The sequence below is a fragment of the Streptomyces sp. PT12 genome (genome assembly GCF_003311645.1).
In the GTDB taxonomy this organism is placed as follows: Bacteria; Actinomycetota; Actinomycetes; order Streptomycetales; family Streptomycetaceae; genus Streptomyces.
The window spans coordinates 12321-27510 of sequence record NZ_QEST01000280.1; the positions used below are offsets into that span (position 1 = coordinate 12321).

General features: G+C 73.9%; 14 protein-coding genes, 1 pseudogene and 1 riboswitch. Of the genes and pseudogenes, 11 read left to right on the forward strand and 4 right to left on the reverse strand.

The features are described 5' to 3' along the window. Positions 1-83: 83 nt before the first annotated feature. From DEH69_RS29340 to DEH69_RS29355, 3 genes are all read left to right on the forward strand, one after another. Entirely contained in the window at positions 84-1553 is a 1470-nt protein-coding gene (locus tag DEH69_RS29340) for an NAD(P)/FAD-dependent oxidoreductase (RefSeq protein WP_181727656.1), read from the forward strand. A gap of 932 nt (positions 1554-2485) precedes the next feature. Beyond that, entirely contained in the window at positions 2486-3418 is a 933-nt protein-coding gene (locus DEH69_RS29350) for an NADP-dependent oxidoreductase (RefSeq protein WP_113690027.1), read from the forward strand. 263 nt (positions 3419-3681) lie between these two features. Further along, positions 3682-3760: riboswitch (cobalamin riboswitch) on the reverse strand. A gap of 44 nt (positions 3761-3804) precedes the next feature. Further along, positions 3805-4179 (forward strand): RNA-binding S4 domain-containing protein, encoded by a 375-nt coding sequence (locus DEH69_RS29355; RefSeq protein WP_113690028.1) that lies wholly within the window; start codon positions 3805-3807, stop codon positions 4177-4179. A 108-nt stretch (positions 4180-4287) separates the two neighbouring features. On the opposite strand, the gene DEH69_RS29360 is transcribed toward DEH69_RS29355, so the two are convergent. From DEH69_RS29360 to DEH69_RS29370, 4 genes are all read right to left on the reverse strand, one after another. Beyond that, positions 4288-5025, reverse strand: a complete 738-nt coding sequence (locus DEH69_RS29360; RefSeq protein WP_258535045.1) for a DUF305 domain-containing protein — start codon at positions 5023-5025, stop codon at positions 4288-4290. Next, complete coding sequence (locus DEH69_RS29365) at positions 5022-5675, reverse strand: DUF3105 domain-containing protein (protein ID WP_113690029.1); 654 nt, start codon at positions 5673-5675, stop codon at positions 5022-5024. The genes DEH69_RS29360 and DEH69_RS29365 overlap by 4 nt, the downstream gene beginning before the upstream one ends. 70 nt (positions 5676-5745) lie before the next feature. Further along, positions 5746-5916 (reverse strand): hypothetical protein, encoded by a 171-nt coding sequence (locus DEH69_RS31870; RefSeq protein ID WP_181727657.1) that lies wholly within the window; start codon positions 5914-5916, stop codon positions 5746-5748. Positions 5917-6117: 201 nt separating this feature from the next. Then, positions 6118-6618: a MarR family winged helix-turn-helix transcriptional regulator gene (locus tag DEH69_RS29370; protein ID WP_113690030.1), complete on the reverse strand. Its 501-nt coding sequence runs from the start codon at positions 6616-6618 to the stop codon at positions 6118-6120. 85 nt (positions 6619-6703) lie between these two features. Between DEH69_RS29370 and pip the strand changes: the two genes are divergently transcribed. The 8 genes and pseudogenes from pip to DEH69_RS29405 all read left to right on the forward strand — a co-directional run bounded on the left by pip (position 6704) and on the right by DEH69_RS29405 (position 15179). Next, entirely contained in the window at positions 6704-7708 is a 1005-nt protein-coding gene (gene pip / locus DEH69_RS29375) for a prolyl aminopeptidase (RefSeq protein WP_113690031.1), read from the forward strand. A gap of 98 nt (positions 7709-7806) precedes the next feature. After that, a pseudogene (locus tag DEH69_RS29380) lies at positions 7807-8556 on the forward strand (sporulation protein); the annotation flags it as partial. A 309-nt stretch (positions 8557-8865) separates the two neighbouring features. Beyond that, positions 8866-9798 (forward strand): sulfotransferase, encoded by a 933-nt coding sequence (locus DEH69_RS29385; protein ID WP_181727658.1) that lies wholly within the window; start codon positions 8866-8868, stop codon positions 9796-9798. Next, positions 9795-10235, forward strand: coding sequence for a hypothetical protein (locus DEH69_RS31875; RefSeq protein WP_181727659.1), 441 nt, complete (start codon positions 9795-9797; stop codon positions 10233-10235). Before DEH69_RS29385 ends, DEH69_RS31875 begins: the two co-directional genes overlap by 4 nt. Continuing rightward, on the forward strand, positions 10232-11437 hold the full coding sequence (locus DEH69_RS29390) for a glycosyltransferase family 4 protein (protein WP_113690033.1): 1206 nt from the start codon (positions 10232-10234) through the stop codon (positions 11435-11437). Before DEH69_RS31875 ends, DEH69_RS29390 begins: the two co-directional genes overlap by 4 nt. A 69-nt stretch (positions 11438-11506) precedes the next feature. Beyond that, positions 11507-12064 carry a 2Fe-2S iron-sulfur cluster-binding protein gene (locus tag DEH69_RS29395; protein ID WP_113690034.1) on the forward strand — a complete coding sequence of 186 codons (558 nt, stop codon included), beginning with the start codon at positions 11507-11509 and terminating at the stop codon, positions 12062-12064. Beyond that, positions 12061-13071 (forward strand): xanthine dehydrogenase family protein subunit M, encoded by a 1011-nt coding sequence (locus DEH69_RS29400; protein ID WP_113690035.1) that lies wholly within the window; start codon positions 12061-12063, stop codon positions 13069-13071. The genes DEH69_RS29395 and DEH69_RS29400 overlap by 4 nt, the downstream gene beginning before the upstream one ends. Then, positions 13068-15179, forward strand: a complete 2112-nt coding sequence (locus DEH69_RS29405) for a xanthine dehydrogenase family protein molybdopterin-binding subunit (protein WP_113690036.1) — start codon at positions 13068-13070, stop codon at positions 15177-15179. The genes DEH69_RS29400 and DEH69_RS29405 overlap by 4 nt, the downstream gene beginning before the upstream one ends. Positions 15180-15190 lie beyond the last annotated feature (11 nt).

The window sequence follows — 15190 nt, forward strand, 5'->3', positions numbered from 1 at the left end:
CCACGCGGGGGAAGGTGTGGGGTCGGCCTACGGTGGGACCCGTTCCACCGTCACCCCTCCTGTCACACCGTGAGGAGCACCCCATGAGCGAGCCCAGGGAGTCCAGCGAGTCCAGGGAGTCCAGGGAGTCCAGGGAGTTCGACGTCATCGTCATCGGCGCGGGACCCACGGGCGAGAACGTGGCGGACCGGACCGCCGCCGCGGGCCTTCGGACGGCGATCGTCGAGAGCGAACTCGTCGGCGGGGACTGCTCGTACTGGGCGTGCATCCCCAGCAAGGCGCTGCTGCGCCCGCCCGCCGCGCTCGCGGCGGCGAGGGCGGTGGCGGGGGCGCGGCAGGCGGCGGGCGGGCGGCTCGACGTGGCGGCGGTGCTCGCGCGGCGGAACGGGTTCGTGTCGGACTGGCAGGACGACGGGCAGGTGTCGTGGCTGGAGTCGGCGGGGATCGAGCTGATCCGTGGCCATGGGCGGCTGGCCGGGGAACGCAGGGTGACGGTCGCGGCGCCCGACGGCGCGACGGTGGAGCTGACCGCGACCCACGCGGTGGCGGTGTGCACGGGCAGCGCGGCGGCCGTTCCCGGGCTGCCCGGCGTCGCGGAGGCGCGGCCCTGGACGCCGCGCGAGGCGACGGCGGCACGCAAGGCGCCCGACCGCCTCGCGATCGTGGGCGGGGGCGTGGTCGGCGCGGAGATGGCGGCGGCGTGGAGCGCGCTGGGCTCGAAGGTGACGCTGCTGATGCGCGGGGAACGGCCGCTGCCGAGGATGGAGGCGTTCGCTGGCGACCTGGTGGCCGAGGGCCTGGCGGCGCGCGGCGTGGATGTGCGCCCCGGCGCGTCGGTGGCGGAGTTGCGCCGGGCGCACGCGACGGGCCCGGTGACACTCACGCTGGGGGGCGGGGAGACGCTGGAGGCCGACGAGGTGCTGTTCGCCACGGGCCGCAAGCCGCGCACGGAGGACATGGGTCTGGAAACGGTGGGCCTGCGGCCCGGCTCATGGCTCGACGTGGACGAGACGCTGCGGGTGCGGGGCGTGGACGGCGGCTGGCTGTACTGCGCGGGCGACACCAACCGCCGCGCGCTGCTGACCCACCAGGGCAAGTACCAGGCGCGCGTGGCGGGGGCGGCGATCGTGGCGCGCGCGGCGGGCGGGCCCATCGACGACCGGCCGTGGGGCGAACACGCGGCGACGGCGGACACGGTGGGGGCGCCACAGGTGGTGTTCACCGAGCCCGAGGCGGCCTCGGTGGGCCTGACGGCCCAGGAGGCGGAACGCTCGGGCCGCCGCGTGCGCGCGGTCGACTACGACCTGGGCAACGTCGCGGGCGCCGCGCTGTTCTCGGACGACTACCGGGGCAAGGCGCGCATCGTGGTGGACCTGGACCGCGAGGTGCTGGTGGGCGCGACGTTCGTGGGCCCCCAGGCGGGCGACCTGCTGCACGCGGCGACGATCGCGGTCACGGGCGAGGTCCCGATCGCCCGCCTGTGGCACGCGGTCCCGTGCTTCCCGACGGTGAGCGAGATCTGGCTGCGCTTGCTCGAAACCCTCCGGGGGTAGCACGGCCCCTCCGGGGGTAGCACGCGGCGGCGGCCGCCGACGGACGGCCCGTTGGCCGCCGCCGCCCGCGCCCGACCACGGCGCGTCACCCGCGACCGGGCCCGACCCCCACAGCGGCGACGCCCCGCCGCTCGCCGAACGGGGGTGGCCCCACCACGGGGCCGGGCGCCCGGGCCCGCCAGGGCCCAAGCCGCGACCACCGACCCGACGCCCCCGAGCCACACCGCCCGCACCCGGAAGCGGCGACGCCCCGCCGCTCGTGGCGGCCGCGCGGTGGCCGGTGCCTCGGCGTATGCCGAGACACCTCAGCGTGGGTCGCCAAAGGCGTTCTCGCACCAGTCGCGCAGGTAGTCGTCCCACTGGTCGTCGCCGATCTCGCAGTCCTCGGGATCCCGGTCGAACGTGACATCGGGGGGTAGCGGAGAGATCTCGATGTCGGGGAACTGATCCTCCGGGCGATCCGGCGTGACGGTCGGCGTCGGGGGCGGGGGCGGGGGCGGGGGCGGGGGCCGGTGGGCTCGGGTGGCGCGAGGGGTTCGGTGAGGTCTTCGCTGGGCGACGGGTCGGTCAGGTCCACCTCGGGGGCGGGCGGCGTGGCCTCGTCCGAGCTGGCCCGCACCGGCCCCGGCGCGTCGCCTTCGGGCGGCGCGCCCTCGTCGAAGCCACACGCGGGCACGGCGAGCACCGCGAGGGCAACAAGCCCCAACGCCCTTGCCCGAGCCGTCATTTGTTCCCTCCGCCGTCCGGTCGTGCGCTCGGTGCGGGCCACTCTGTCAGATCGGCGAGTGCGGTGGGGTGACGCCGTCGCAAAGGTTCCGTGAGCCACGGGCGGCGGTCGCGGTGTCCCCGCCGTCGACGGTGGCCAGGCATGCCATCCTGCGGGGTATGCCCCGTTATGGGGGCCTTCTCCCCGGAACAGAAAGGGACCCGCGATGCCCCGGGCTGTCAGGTTTCACGAGTACGGCGATGTCGATGTCCTCCGCGTCGAGGAGGTGGACCGGCCCGAGCCCGGGCCCGGGCAGGTCCTGGTGCGGGTGAAGGCGGCCGGGATCAACCCCGGTGAGTCGGCCATCAGGAACGGCGCGCTGCGCGAGCGGTGGCCCGCGATGTTCCCCTCGGGGCAGGGCAGCGACCTCGCGGGGGTCGTGGAGGGGCGCGGGCCCGGTGTGAGCTGGGTGGAGACCGGCGACGAGGTGCTTGGCTGGACCGAAGGGCGGGCGAGCCAGGCGGACTATGTGGTCACCGAGGCGGACCGGCTGGTGCGGCGCCCCGTGGGCGTTCCCTGGCTGGCGGCGGGCGCGTTGTTCGTCGTCGGGACCACGGCCTACGCGTCGGTCAGGGCCGTGGGCGCCGAACGCGGGGACACGGTCGTCGTCTCGGGCGCCGCGGGCGGGGTCGGCTCGATCGCCGCGCAGCTGGCGCGGAACACCGGCGCCACGGTGATCGGCCTCGCGAGCGAGCGGCACCATGACTGGCTGACGGCCCACGGCGTGGTCCCGGTCCCCTACGGCGACGGCATTGACGACACGGGCGAGCGGATCCTGGCGGCGACGGAGGGCGAGCGCCCCGCGGCGTTCATCGACACGTTCGGCGACGACTACCTGAACCTCGCCGACCGCCTCGGCATCCCGCACGAGCGGATCAACACGATCATCAACTACCCCGGCGCGGAAGCCCTCGGCACGCGGACGGCGGGCAACAGCGACGCGGCGGAGGCGGAGGTGCTGGCCGAGCTCGCGGCGCTCGTGGACCGGGGGGCGCTGGAGATCCCGATCGCGGCGGCCTACCCCCTCGACGAGGTCCGCGACGCCTACCGGGAGCTGGAGCAGCGGCACACGCTCGGCAAGATCGTGCTCGTCCCCTGAGAGGCGGGCGCCCCGGCCCGTCGCCGGGGCGCCCGCGCTCAGGACGGCGTGTGCCGTTCCCCGCGGTGGCGGCGATCAGATGGATGGCCGCGCCCGCGAGCGCGGGCATCGCGAGCAGCGCCGCGGCACGGCGCGGGGAGAGGGACATCGGGTGCGAGCACATCCCTTCTCGTCGAAGACAGACGTGGCGACCCGACGAGCCGGGTGGCCGTGCTCCGCGCCGCGAACCGTGACAGTGAGAAGCGGATCCGCTGTACGGTCGAGTAGCCCGACTCGCGGTCCACGCGGGATGCGCAGGGCCGCACACGGTTGCAGGTCAGCGCCGGATTCCCACCGGCTTCCCTGGGCCGTACACGCGAGTGACTGCCCGGAGGATAATCGGAGCCATGGCCGAAGACGAGGGCAGTGTGCGGGTGGACAGCTGGGTCTGGTCGGTGCGGCTGGCCAAGACCAGGTCGAGCGCCGCGGCCGCCTGCCGGGCGGGGCATGTCCGGGTCAACGGGGAGCGGGTCAAGCCCGCGCACGCGGTGCGGGCCGGGGACGAGGTCAGGGTCAGGCAGCCGGGCTGGGAGCGGGTCGTGGTGGTGAGCCGGGTGATCAGGAAGCGGGTCGGCGCGGCCGTCGCCGTGGAGTGCTATGTCGACAACAGCCCGCCCAGGCCGCCGCGCGAGCTGCTGCCCGCGCTTCCGCAGCGGGACCGGGGCGCGGGGCGCCCCACCAAGCGGGACCGCCGCGAGATGGACCGGCTGCGCGGCATGTGAGCCCGCCGCGAACGCCCCCGCCCACCCGGTGGTGGCCACCGGGTGGGCGGGGGAACGAGCCGGGGAAAAGGCCCCCGGGCGGAACGGTCGCGGGCGGAACGGTCCGGGTCAGGCGCCGCGGGCCTCCAGCATGTCGTTCATCAGGTCGATCTCGGACGCCTGGGCCTCCACCATGCCGCTGGCGAGGCGTTCGACCTCCTCGGTGGACGCCGCGTCCGCCGCGGCGCGGGCCATGTCCACGCCGCCCTGGTGGTGCACGATCATCAGCTGGAGGAAGAGGACCTCGGCCGCGCGCCCCTCGGCGGCGGTCAGCTCCTCGATCTGCTCGTCGGTCGCCATACCCGGCATCAGGGCGCCGCCGCCCTCCGTGTCTTCCATGCCGTCCATGCCCTCGTGGTCGGGGCCCTCGTGGTCGGGGCCCTCGTCGTCGGAGCCCTCGTCGTCGGGGCCCTCGTCGTCGGGGCCCTCGTCGTCGGGGCCCTCGTCGTCGGGCGTGGAGTGGTCCGGCATCCAGTCCATGGGCGTCGACGTGCTCTTGGGCATGTCCCACATCTCCAGCCAGCCCAGCATCATGCCGCGCTGGTTGGCCTGGGTGTTGATGATGTCGAACGCCAGCCGCCGCACGTCCTCGTCGTCGGTGTTGTCGCGCACCAGGAACGCCATCTGCACGGCCTGCTGGTGGTGCACGGACATGTCGCGGGCGAACCCCACGTCCACCGAGTCCCGCTCCGGCGTCGACGACGAAGCGGACGAGCCCTCGGGCGACATCACCACCACGGCGACCAGGAACGCGGCGACCACGCCGAGCGCCGCGCTGGCCGACAGCAGCCAGCGCCTCCCGGTCACTCGGAGACCCCGCCGGTGCAGGCGGCACCCGGCTCGGGGGTCTGCTCGCCCTGCACGAACGTCTCGAAGAACTCGTCGACCCGCGGGTCGTCCGCGGTGTCGAGCGGCAGCTGGTTGCCCCACGCGGTCAGCACGATCGGGGACTCCTGGTCGGCCAGCGGGCTCATGAGCGAGTAGGGGGTGCTGGAGACGCGCTCGGTCAGCGCCTCGACATCGGCGTCGGACGCGCTGTCGTTGTAGGTGACCCAGACCGCGCCGTGTTCCAGCGAGTGGACGGCGTTCTCCTCGGGGACCTCGTCCTCGTAGACGTCGCAGTTGAGCCACGCGGCCGCGTGGTCGCCGCCCGCGGGCGGGGTCATCGCGTAGTCGATGTCCGTCTCGACGTGGTTCCGGCTCAGGTCCTCCCAGGTGCGGGCGCCCTCGATGGCGCCGGGCTCGCCGGTCGCCGAGACGGTGCCGCCCTCGCCGTCGCCGTTCTCGGCCTCGGCTATCAGGAAGGCCACGCCGATGACCAGGGCGGCCAGGGCCAGGGCGCTGCCGATGATGATGAACGTGCGGTTGCGCGCCTGCCGCGCGCGCTCCGCGTTGCGAGCCGCCTCTATCTTGGCGCGACGGCCCGCGGCCGCCTTCTTGGTCTGCTTGTTCGCCATGGTGGGGAGTCGTCCTCAGGTCCTCGACGGGTTGGTTTCGGGTGTCGCGGTTGCCGCGGTAGGACTCGCCCTAGGTGCGCTGGATCTCGGGACGGTGGAGGTCGACGGCCGAGGCGCCGTCGTCGGTGGGGCCGCCGATGGCGAGCGGGCCGCAGGGGCGGAAGGTGGGCGGGCCCGGGTCGGACGCCGGGACGTGGAGCGGCACGGGTGTCGGCGAGACGCAGGTGGCCGACGAAGCCATGGCCACCGCGGCAGGCGTCGCCCGGCTCCTTGAGGTCCATCGAGGGTCGCAGCTCGGTGAACGCCCGCTCCTCGGCGTGATCAACGGAGGCGGCCCCCGGGACCCCCATCCCCACGACACACAGCAGGGCGGTGACGGCAAGCACACAGCTGACCAGGGCGGTTGCTCTGGGCCCGCCCGACCGGTAGCCGTATGGTCGTATCATCGTCCGTCATCGTACTCATCCCGTCGCGCTATGGCGTCGGCGATGCGGTCACGGAACGGACGCCGTTCGAGCGCGGCCTCGAGCGCGGTGAGCAGCTCGCCGAGCGAATAGGGCAGCTCGGCCTCCAGATCCGCGCGCGCCGACTCCACCACCTCCCACTCCCAGGCCAGGACCGGCAGCAACTCCCGTGCGCGTGAGGTCAGATGGACGACGCGCCGCCGCGCGTCCGCGCTGCCCACCTCCAGCGTGACCAGCCCGCGCGCGCTCATCTGGGCCACGGTCTGGCTGGCCGCCGAGTGCGTCACGCCCATCGCGAGGGCGAGATCCCTGATCGAGCTGGGCCCGCCCGCCACCAGGGCGCGCACGACCGGCGTGAACCTCGGCCGGTAGTCGTCGAGGCCGAGGGCCGGATAGAGGGAGGCGATGTCCCCCTCGAGCTGGTCGAGCAGGTGGCGCAGACGCGTGCCGAGACCGGAAGCCGCAGCTGGGGAAGCCATGCCGTTAATATAACAGCGCTGTTGCATTTCCGGGGAACCGGCGCCCCGCGGGGCGCGTGAGAGACAGGGGAAGGGGAGCGGGACAATGGACGCGCGGTATCCGGCGATCGAGCCGTACGAGCACGGGATGCTCGACGTGGGCGAGGGCCACCACGTGTACTGGGAGGTCTGCGGGAATCCCGGGGGCAAGCCCGCCCTCGTGGTGCACGGCGGCCCGGGCTCGGGCTGCTCCCCGGGGATGCGCCGGTGGTTCGACCCGGCCGCGTACCGGATCGTGCTGTTCGACCAGCGCGGCAGCGGGCGCAGCACCCCGCACGCCGCGGATCCCGAGCCGCTGCTCGCCGCCAACACCACCGAGCACCTGCTCGGCGACATGGAGCGGCTGCGCACCCACCTCGGGATCGAACGGTGGCTGCTGTTCGGCGGATCGTGGGGCGCGGTGCTCGGCCTGTCCTACGCGATCCGGCACCCCGAGCGCGTCACCGAGATCGTGCTGTCCGGGCTCGCCACCGGGCGGCGGGCCGAGACCGACCTGCTCACGCGCGGCCTCGGCGCCTACTTCCCCGAGGCGTGGGCGCGCTTCGCCGGGGGCGTCCCCGAGGGCGAGCGGGACGGCGACCTCGCCGCGGCCTACGCCCGGCTGCTCGCCGACCCCGACCCGGCCGTGCGGGAGCGGGCCGCGCGCGACTGGTGCGCGTGGGAGGAGGCGATCGATGTCGCGGCGGGCCACTCGGGCTCCCGGTATGCGTCGGCGCGCTTCCGCCTCGGCTTCACCCGGCTCGTCACGCACTACTGGAGCCATGGCTCGTGGCTGGAGGAGGGCCAGGTGCTGCGGGACGCGGGACGGCTCGCGGGGATCCCCGGCGTCCTCGTCCAGGGCGCGCTCGATCCGGGGAACCTGGTGGGAACGCCCTGGCTGCTCCACCACGCGTGGCCAGGCAGCGAGTTGACCGTGCTGAACGACGCCGGGCACAGCTCGGCGGCCCCCGGCACGGCCGAGGCGCTGGTGGCCGCGACCGACCGATTCGCCGGGTCCGAACCCTCCAGCGGGTCCGAACGTTCCGCCCCGGCCGCGGAAGGCGCGGGGTAACGTGAGCAACGGCCGTGACCAGGCCGGTCGTTCGGCCACGGCGGCGGTTTCCACAAAGACGAAGACTTGTCGACACAGCAGAAAAGGAGAGCACCGCGATGGTGTTCAAACGGTTGCTCAACTCACTCGGGGTAGGCGGCCCCTCGGTGGACACGGTGCTCGGCGGGGGCGCCGTCACCCCGGGGATGCCGCTGACCGGCCAGGTCCATGTGCGGGGCGGCTCGATGGACGCGGAGATCACGCATCTCACGCTGCACTTCGTGGCGCGCGTCGAGGCCGAGCACGAGGAGGGGGAGAGCCAGGGGCAGGTCGTCTTCCACCGCGAGACGATAGGCGGCGGCTTCCGCCTCCAGGAGGGGCAGCAGTTCAGCGTGCCGTTCTCCGTGGGGGTGCCTTGGGAGACGCCGATCACCGAGCTGTACGGGCAGCCGCTCGGCATCGTGCTCGGGGTCAAGACCGAGCTGGCCGTCGCGGGCGCGGTGGACACCGGCGACCTCGACCCGCTGCTGGTGCGGCCGATGCCCGTGCAGGAGGCGGTGCTCGAGGCGTTCGGGCAGCTGGGCTTCGGCTTTAAGTCGGCCGACCTCGAACTGGGCCGCATCGGGGGCACAGGGCAGCAGCTGCCGTTCTACCAGGAGATCGAGCTGATCCCCTCGGCGCAGTGGTCCCCTGTGATGCGCGAGGTGGAGCTGACGTTCCTCGCCTCGCCCGCGGGCGTCGAGGTGGTGCTCGAGGCCGACAAGCGCGGCGGGTTCTTCACCGGGGGCGGCGACGCGCTGCTGCGCTTCACCGTCAGCCACAACCAGGTCCCCGGCTACAACTGGACCGCCGAGGTCGAGTCCTGGATCGGCCAGCTCGCCGCCCGCCGCGGGCACTGAGGGACCGGGTACTGAGGGACCGGGTACTGAGGGACGCGGCCCTGACCGGCCGACCGCCCGCGGCCGTTCCCGACCGCCGCGGGCGGTCCCGTCAGCGGGGAAGAGGAAAGGCGTTCACCCCTCCGTGTGACACGCGGTATTCCATGAACGTGGAATACCGCTGGCCGATCAACCCGCATGGCGGGCACGGCATTTCCGGCCGTTGTCTTGCTGGTGTATGAACGACCGTGAATCGACATCCTCTCTTCCCTTCCCGGTTGGTCTCCACCCCTCAACGCCATGACTCTCCTTCGGAAAATCAATGCCGCGCTCGGCTCAGCGACCGGGTTCCAGGTCCGCAGGGCCCACCCCGTCCCCACCGCGCGCTCGGCCGCGCGCCCGCCCGTGGCCACCCCGCCGCCGCACGCTACGCCCCCGCGCACGCCGGGAGAGTGGGGCCCGCCCGCCGACCCGGGGCTCGACCGGCTGCTGAAGCGGCCGGTGTTCGTCATCGCGCCGGTCCGCTCCGGATCGACCCTGCTGCGGCTCATGCTCGGCGGCCACAGCCGCCTGCACGCGCCGCACGAGGTGCACTTCAGGCGCCTTGAGGTCCGCTTCTCCACCGGCCTCGCCCGGATGTCCCTCGGGGCGCTCGGGCTCGACCGCGCCGACGCCGAGCACCTGCTCTGGGACCGGCTGCTCCACCGCGAACTGGCCCGCTCCGGCAAGGAGTTCCTGGTGGAGAAGACCCCGGGCAACGCGTTCTCCTTCCGCCGCATCGCCGCCTGCTGGCCCGACGCCCGCTTTGTCTTCCTGCTGCGCCACCCCGGGTCGATCGCCAGGTCGTGGCACGAGGCCGACCCGCTCAAGCGGAACCCCGACCAGGCCGCCACCGACGCCCTGCGCTACATGAACGCCGTCGAACGCGCCCGCGCCGCCCTGCCGGGCCACACCGTGCGCTACGAGGAGCTGACCGAGGACCCGGCGACCGCGCTCAAGGGCGTGTGCGCGTTCCTCGACGTGGACTTCGAGCCCGGCATGACCGACTACGGCCCCCGCCCCGAGGGCGAGCTGACCAAAGGGCTGGGCGACTGGCGGGACAAGATCCGCTCCGGCACCGTGCTCCCTGGCCGCGAGCCGCCGCACCCGGCCGATGTCCACCCCGCGCTGCACCGCGTCTGCGCCGCCTGGGGCTATCCCGCGGGCGGGCCCGCGAAGCGGCGGGCGTCATGAGGGGCCACGCCGAGCTGTCGCGGGTGTGGCCGCGCGACAGGCGGCTCCGCCTGGTCGGCGCGCTCCACGACCACGACCCGGGCCGGAACGCCCGCGCCTATGGCCTCCTGCTGGTGCACCGGGAGGCGCCCGAGCGGCGGCTGCACTACCCCGGTGGGCTCAAGGGCACGGCGTTCGACGTCTCCTGCCCCGTGGCCGACCTCGCCCCCGACGACCTGCCCCTGCCCGCCGTGTGGGACCTCTACCTCGCCCCCGACCCGGCCGCTGACCCGGCCGACGCGCTGCGCGTCGGCAAGGTGCTCGACGACATCAGCGGCAAGAAGAAGATCATGGTCTACCCCGCGCAGCCCCTCACCAGGCCGGGCGGAACGGCCAGGGTGCGGCCCTATTTCACGATCAAGGACAACCTCTCGGTTGGGGTGACCGCGACCCCATGAAGATCCGTTATCTGCTGCTCCACGCCTATGGAATGGGCGGCACCATCCGCACGGTGATCACTCAGGCCAACGCCATGGCCGCGGCGGGCCACGACGTCGAGCTGGTCAGCGTGCTGCGGCGCAAGGACGAGCCCTATTTCGACGTCGACCCGCGCGTGCGGCTCAGCTCCCTCACCGACGCCAGGCCGTCCGCCGCGCCCCCGCCCCCGCGCGGCCTGCTCGCGCGGCTGCGGGCCCGCCGCGCCGACCGCCTCGACGCCCGCCCGCCGCGCCACATCCCGGTCAGCGAGGCCGGGTACAAGGCCATGAACCGCCGCGTCGAACGGGCCGTCACCGGCTGGATGGCCACGCTGACCGACGGCGTCCTGGTCACCACGCGCCCCGCGCTCAACCTCCTCTCCGCGGGGTTCGCCACCGAGGGCGTCGTCCGGGTGGGCCAGGAGCACGTCAACCTCAGCACCCACAAGCCCGATCTGCGCGCCGCGATCATTCGCTACTACCCGCGCCTCGACGCGGTCGCCGTGCTCACCAGCAGGGACCGCGACGAGTACGCGCGCAAGGCGCCAGGCACCAAGGTCGTCCGCATCCCCAACGCCGTGCACTCGCTGCGCCAGAAGCCCGCCACGTGCGCCTCGAGGATCGCCGTCGCGGCCGGGCGGCTGCGCCACCAGAAGGCGTTCGACCTCATGATCGCGGCCTACCGGCAGACGGTCGACGACTTCCCCGACTGGCAGCTGCGCATCTACGGCGAGGGCGACAAGCGCCCCCAGCTCAGAAAGCTGATCGACAAGCACCACCTCTACAACCATGTCTTCCTCATGGGCAGCACCGACCGGCTGGACGACGAGATGGCCAAGGCGTCGATGTTCGTGATGAGTTCGCGGTACGAGGGGCTGCCCATGGTGCTGATCGAGGCGCTTTCGCACGGCCTGCCCGTGGTGAGCTTCGACTGCCCCACCGGGCCCGCCGACGTCATCACCGACGGCAAGGAGGGGCTGCTCGTGCCCCCCGAGGACGTCAAGGCGCTGGCCGCCGCGATGCGCAGGCTGATGGGCGACGAGGCGCTGCGCGCCGAGATGGGCGACGCGGGCCTGGCCACCGTTCAGCGCTACTCCCCCGAGGCGATCCGCGAGCAGTGGACCGCGTTGTTCAACGGCCTGCTCGCGGAGGCGCGCCCACCGGAGCGCACCCAGGCGGGTTGACGACTGGTTGACGGGCGGCGAACGCGTGTTGCGCCGGGCGATTCGCCCGTTAATGCCAGGATTTGCCCCATGGCAACGACCGGAGCACCGACCAGCGAGCTCACCCTCCGCATCAACGGCGGCGACCACCGCCTCACCCTCGACAACCGCACCACGGTGCTCGACGCCCTGCGCGAGCACCTCGGACTCACGGGCACCAAGAAGGGCTGCGACCACGGGCAGTGCGGCGCGTGCACCGTGCTGATGGACGGGCGGCGCGTGAACAGCTGCCTCCTGCTCGCCGCATCCGCCCAGGGCTGCGACATCGTCACCATCGAGGGCGTCGCCGCGCTCGAAGGCGGCGCCGACGGCGACGGGCTCGCCCCCATCCAGCGGGCGTTCATCGACCACGACGGCCTCCAGTGCGGATACTGCACGCCGGGCCAGATCTGCTCGGCGATCGGCGCGCTCGCCGAGGCGGACCGCGGCTGGCCCAGCCATGTCACCCCCGATGTCGCGGAGGGCCCGCGCTCCGCGCGCGACCTGGACGCGGACGAGATCGGCGAGCGCATGAGCGGCAACCTGTGCCGCTGCGCCGCCTACCCCCGCATCGTGGAGGCCGTCCTCGCCGTGGCGGGCGCGCGATGAGGCCCTTCGTCTACGAGCGCGCCACGGGGCCCGAGCACGCCGCCGCCCTGCTGTCGAGCGACCGCGAGGCGACGCTCCTCGCGGGCGGCACCAACCTCGTCGACCTGATGAAGCTCGGCGTGGCCAGGCCATCCCTGGTGGTCGACATCAACGGCCTGCCCTACGACCGCGTCGACCACCGCCCCGACGGCTCACTCGTCGTCGGCGCGACCGTCCGCAACAGCGACCTGGCGGGCGACCCCGGCGTCCGCCGCCGTTTCCCGCTACTGTCCCAGGCCCTGCTTGCCGGGGCCTCCGGCCAGCTGAGGGCCCGAGCCACCACGGCGGGGAACCTGCTGCAACGCACCCGCTGCGTCTATTTCCAGGACATCGGCAAACCCTGCAACAAGCGGGCGCCCGGCACCGGTTGCGCCGCCGTCGACGGCAGCCACCGCGACCTCGCCGTGCTCGGCACGTCCGACGCCTGCGTCGCCAGCCACCCCTCCGACATGGCCGTCGCCCTCGCCGCCCTCGACGCCACCGTCCTGGTGCGGCCCATCGGGGACGGCCAGGGGCCGAGCCGGATCCCGCTGACCGACTTCTACCGGCTGCCCGGCGACACCCCGGACCGCGAGACGGTGCTGCGCCGCGGCGACCTGGTCACCGGCGTCGAGGTGCCGCCGCCGCCCGTGGGCGCCGCGATGCGCTACCGCAAGGTCCGCGACCGCTGGTCGTTCGCGTTCGCCGTGGTCTCGGTCGCGGCCCTGGTCGCGCTCGACGAGGACGGCGCGCTGCGCGGCGTGCGGCTCGCGCTCGGCGGCGTCGCGCCGCTGCCCTGGCGGGCCAGGGAGGCGGAACGGATGCTCACGGGGCGGCGCCCGACGCGGGACCTGGTACGTGCGGCGGCCGAGGCGGAGTTCGCCGCGGCGCGCCCGCTGCCGCACAACGCCTTCAAGGTGGGCCTCGCGGCCGACGTGCTCGCCGAGACGGTCCTGTCCCTCGCGGCCCCCGCGGGAGGCGGGCGATGAGGGCGGGCGCCGAGTCGGCCGTGGGCGCGGGGATCGCCCGCATCGAAGGTGTCGACAAGGTGACAGGGGCGGCGCGCTACAGCCACGAGTATCAGGTGGCGGGCGCGGTCCACGCCTGGGCTGTCACCTCGGACATCGCGCGGGGCAGGGTGACACGGGTGGACGACGCGGACGCGCTCGCACAGGCGGGCGTGATCGCGGTGCTGACGAGCGACAACGTGCCCCCAATCGCAGAGCGGGACGGGGACCTGGCCGTTCTCCAGTCCCCAAGGGTCGCCTTCCACGGGCAGATCGTCGCGGCCGTCGTCGCCGAGACGTCCGAGGCGGCGCGCGAGGCCGCCGCCCTGGTGCGCGTGGCCTACCAGGAGGAGGAGCACGACGCGCTGCTGCGCGAGGACGCGCCGGGGATCTACGAGCCCGATTCGGTCAACGGCGGCTTCCCCGGGCGCCGCGAGAAGGGCGACGTGGACGCGGGCCTCGCCGAGGCGCCCGTCCGCATCGACGTCACCTATGCCACGCCGCCCGAGCACGCCGCGCCGATGGAGCCGCACGCCGCCGTCGCGGCCTGGGACGGCGACGTGCTCACCCTCCACGACAGCAACCAGGGGCCCTTCCGCGCGGCGCAGCGGATGGCGGCGCTCTTCGATGTGCCGGTGGAGAACATCCGGGTGATCTCCGACCACATCGGCGGCGGCTTCGGCTCCAAGGCCCTGGTCAGGCCGCCGACGGTGCTCGCGGCGCTGGCCGCTCGCGCGGTCGGGCGCCCCGTCAAGGTGGCGTTGACGCGGCAGCAGATGTTCACGCTGGTGTCCCACCGGACGCCGACCGTGCAGCGGGTGCGGATCGGCGCCGAGCGGGACGGGCGCCTGCGGGCGCTGTGGCACGACGCGTTGCAGCGGTCGTCGCGGCTGACCGAGTACTGCGAGCAGACCACGACGCCCACCCGCGCCATGTACGCGACGCCCGCGCTGCGCACCACCCACAGGCTCGCGCGCCTCGACGTGCCGACGCCCGGCTGGGTGCGGGCGCCGGGCGAGGCGCCGGGGATGTTCGCGCTTGAGTCGGCGATGGACGAGCTGGCGTACGCGCTCGACCTCGACCCCATCGAGCTGCGGGTGCGCAACGAGCCCGAGGTGGAGCCCGACTCGGGGCGCGCGTTCAGCAGCAGGAACCTGGTGGCGTGCCTGCGGGACGGCGCCCGCCGCTTCGGCTGGGACGCGACGCGTGACCGCACGCCAGGGGCGCGGCGCGAGGGGCCATGGCTGGTCGGGACCGGCGTCGCGGCCGCCAGGTACCCGGTGCACATCATGCCGTCAACGGCCAGCGCGCGGGCCGAGCCCGAGGGGCGGTTCACGGTGCGGATCGCCGCGGTCGACATCGGCACGGGAGCGCGAACGGCCCTGACGCAGCTCGCGGCCGAGGCGCTGGGCGCGCCCTTCGACCGGGTGACGCTCGAACTGGGCCGCAGCGCCTACGGGTGCGCCGAGTTCGCGGGCGGCTCCGCGGGTATCAACTCGTGGGGCTGGGCGGTGGACAAGGCGTGCAGGGCGCTGACCGCCGAGCTGGGGCGGCGGGGCGGCGCGGTGGGCCCCGATGGCGTGGAGGTGGCCGCGGACACCGCCGATGACGTGGCGGCGCTGCCCGACCTGGCGCGGCACGCGTTCGGCGCGCAGTTCGCCGAGGTGCGGGTGGACGCGGTCACGGGCCAGGTGCGGGTGGAGCGGCTGCTCGGCGTCTTCGCGGCGGGCCGGGTCGTCAACGCCCGCACGGCGCGTTCGCAGCTCGTCGGCGCGATGATCATGGGCCTGTCCACTGCGTTGCACGAGGTCCTTGAACTCGACCCGCGCTTCGGGGACTTCGCCAACCACGACCTGGCGACCTACCACATCGCGGCGCACGCCGACGTCCGCGGGATCGAGGCGCATGTGCTCCCCGAGGAGGACGAGCGCGTCAACCCCCTGGGCACCAAGGGGATCGGCGAGCTCGGCATCGTCGGCGCGGCGGCGGCCATCGGCAACGCCGTCCACCACGCGACGGGCGTGCGGGTGCGGGAGCTGCCGATCCTGATGGAACGCGTCAGGGCGGGCCTCGGCGCGGGCCGTTCCTGACGCGTCGGGGC

Bases quoted from the DNA above. Each gene is read 5' to 3' on its own strand.
- DEH69_RS29390 (WP_113690033.1), top strand. From the start codon at position 10,232: ATGAAGATCCGTTATCTGCTGCTCCACGCCTATGGAATGGGCGGCACC.
- DEH69_RS31875 (WP_181727659.1), top strand. From the start codon at position 9,795: ATGAGGGGCCACGCCGAGCTGTCGCGGGTGTGGCCGCGCGACAGGCGG.
- DEH69_RS29340 (WP_181727656.1), top strand. From the start codon at position 84: ATGAGCGAGCCCAGGGAGTCCAGCGAGTCCAGGGAGTCCAGGGAGTCC.
- DEH69_RS29355 (WP_113690028.1), top strand. From the start codon at position 3,805: ATGGCCGAAGACGAGGGCAGTGTGCGGGTGGACAGCTGGGTCTGGTCG.
- pip (WP_113690031.1), top strand. From the start codon at position 6,704: ATGGACGCGCGGTATCCGGCGATCGAGCCGTACGAGCACGGGATGCTC.
- DEH69_RS29400 (WP_113690035.1), top strand. From the start codon at position 12,061: ATGAGGCCCTTCGTCTACGAGCGCGCCACGGGGCCCGAGCACGCCGCC.
- DEH69_RS29370 (WP_113690030.1), bottom strand. From the start codon at position 6,618: ATGGCTTCCCCAGCTGCGGCTTCCGGTCTCGGCACGCGTCTGCGCCAC.
- DEH69_RS29395 (WP_113690034.1), top strand. From the start codon at position 11,507: ATGGCAACGACCGGAGCACCGACCAGCGAGCTCACCCTCCGCATCAAC.
- DEH69_RS29365 (WP_113690029.1), bottom strand. From the start codon at position 5,675: ATGGCGAACAAGCAGACCAAGAAGGCGGCCGCGGGCCGTCGCGCCAAG.
- DEH69_RS29385 (WP_181727658.1), top strand. From the start codon at position 8,866: ATGACTCTCCTTCGGAAAATCAATGCCGCGCTCGGCTCAGCGACCGGG.
- DEH69_RS29350 (WP_113690027.1), top strand. From the start codon at position 2,486: ATGCCCCGGGCTGTCAGGTTTCACGAGTACGGCGATGTCGATGTCCTC.
- DEH69_RS29405 (WP_113690036.1), top strand. From the start codon at position 13,068: ATGAGGGCGGGCGCCGAGTCGGCCGTGGGCGCGGGGATCGCCCGCATC.
- DEH69_RS31870 (WP_181727657.1), bottom strand. From the start codon at position 5,916: ATGGCTTCGTCGGCCACCTGCGTCTCGCCGACACCCGTGCCGCTCCAC.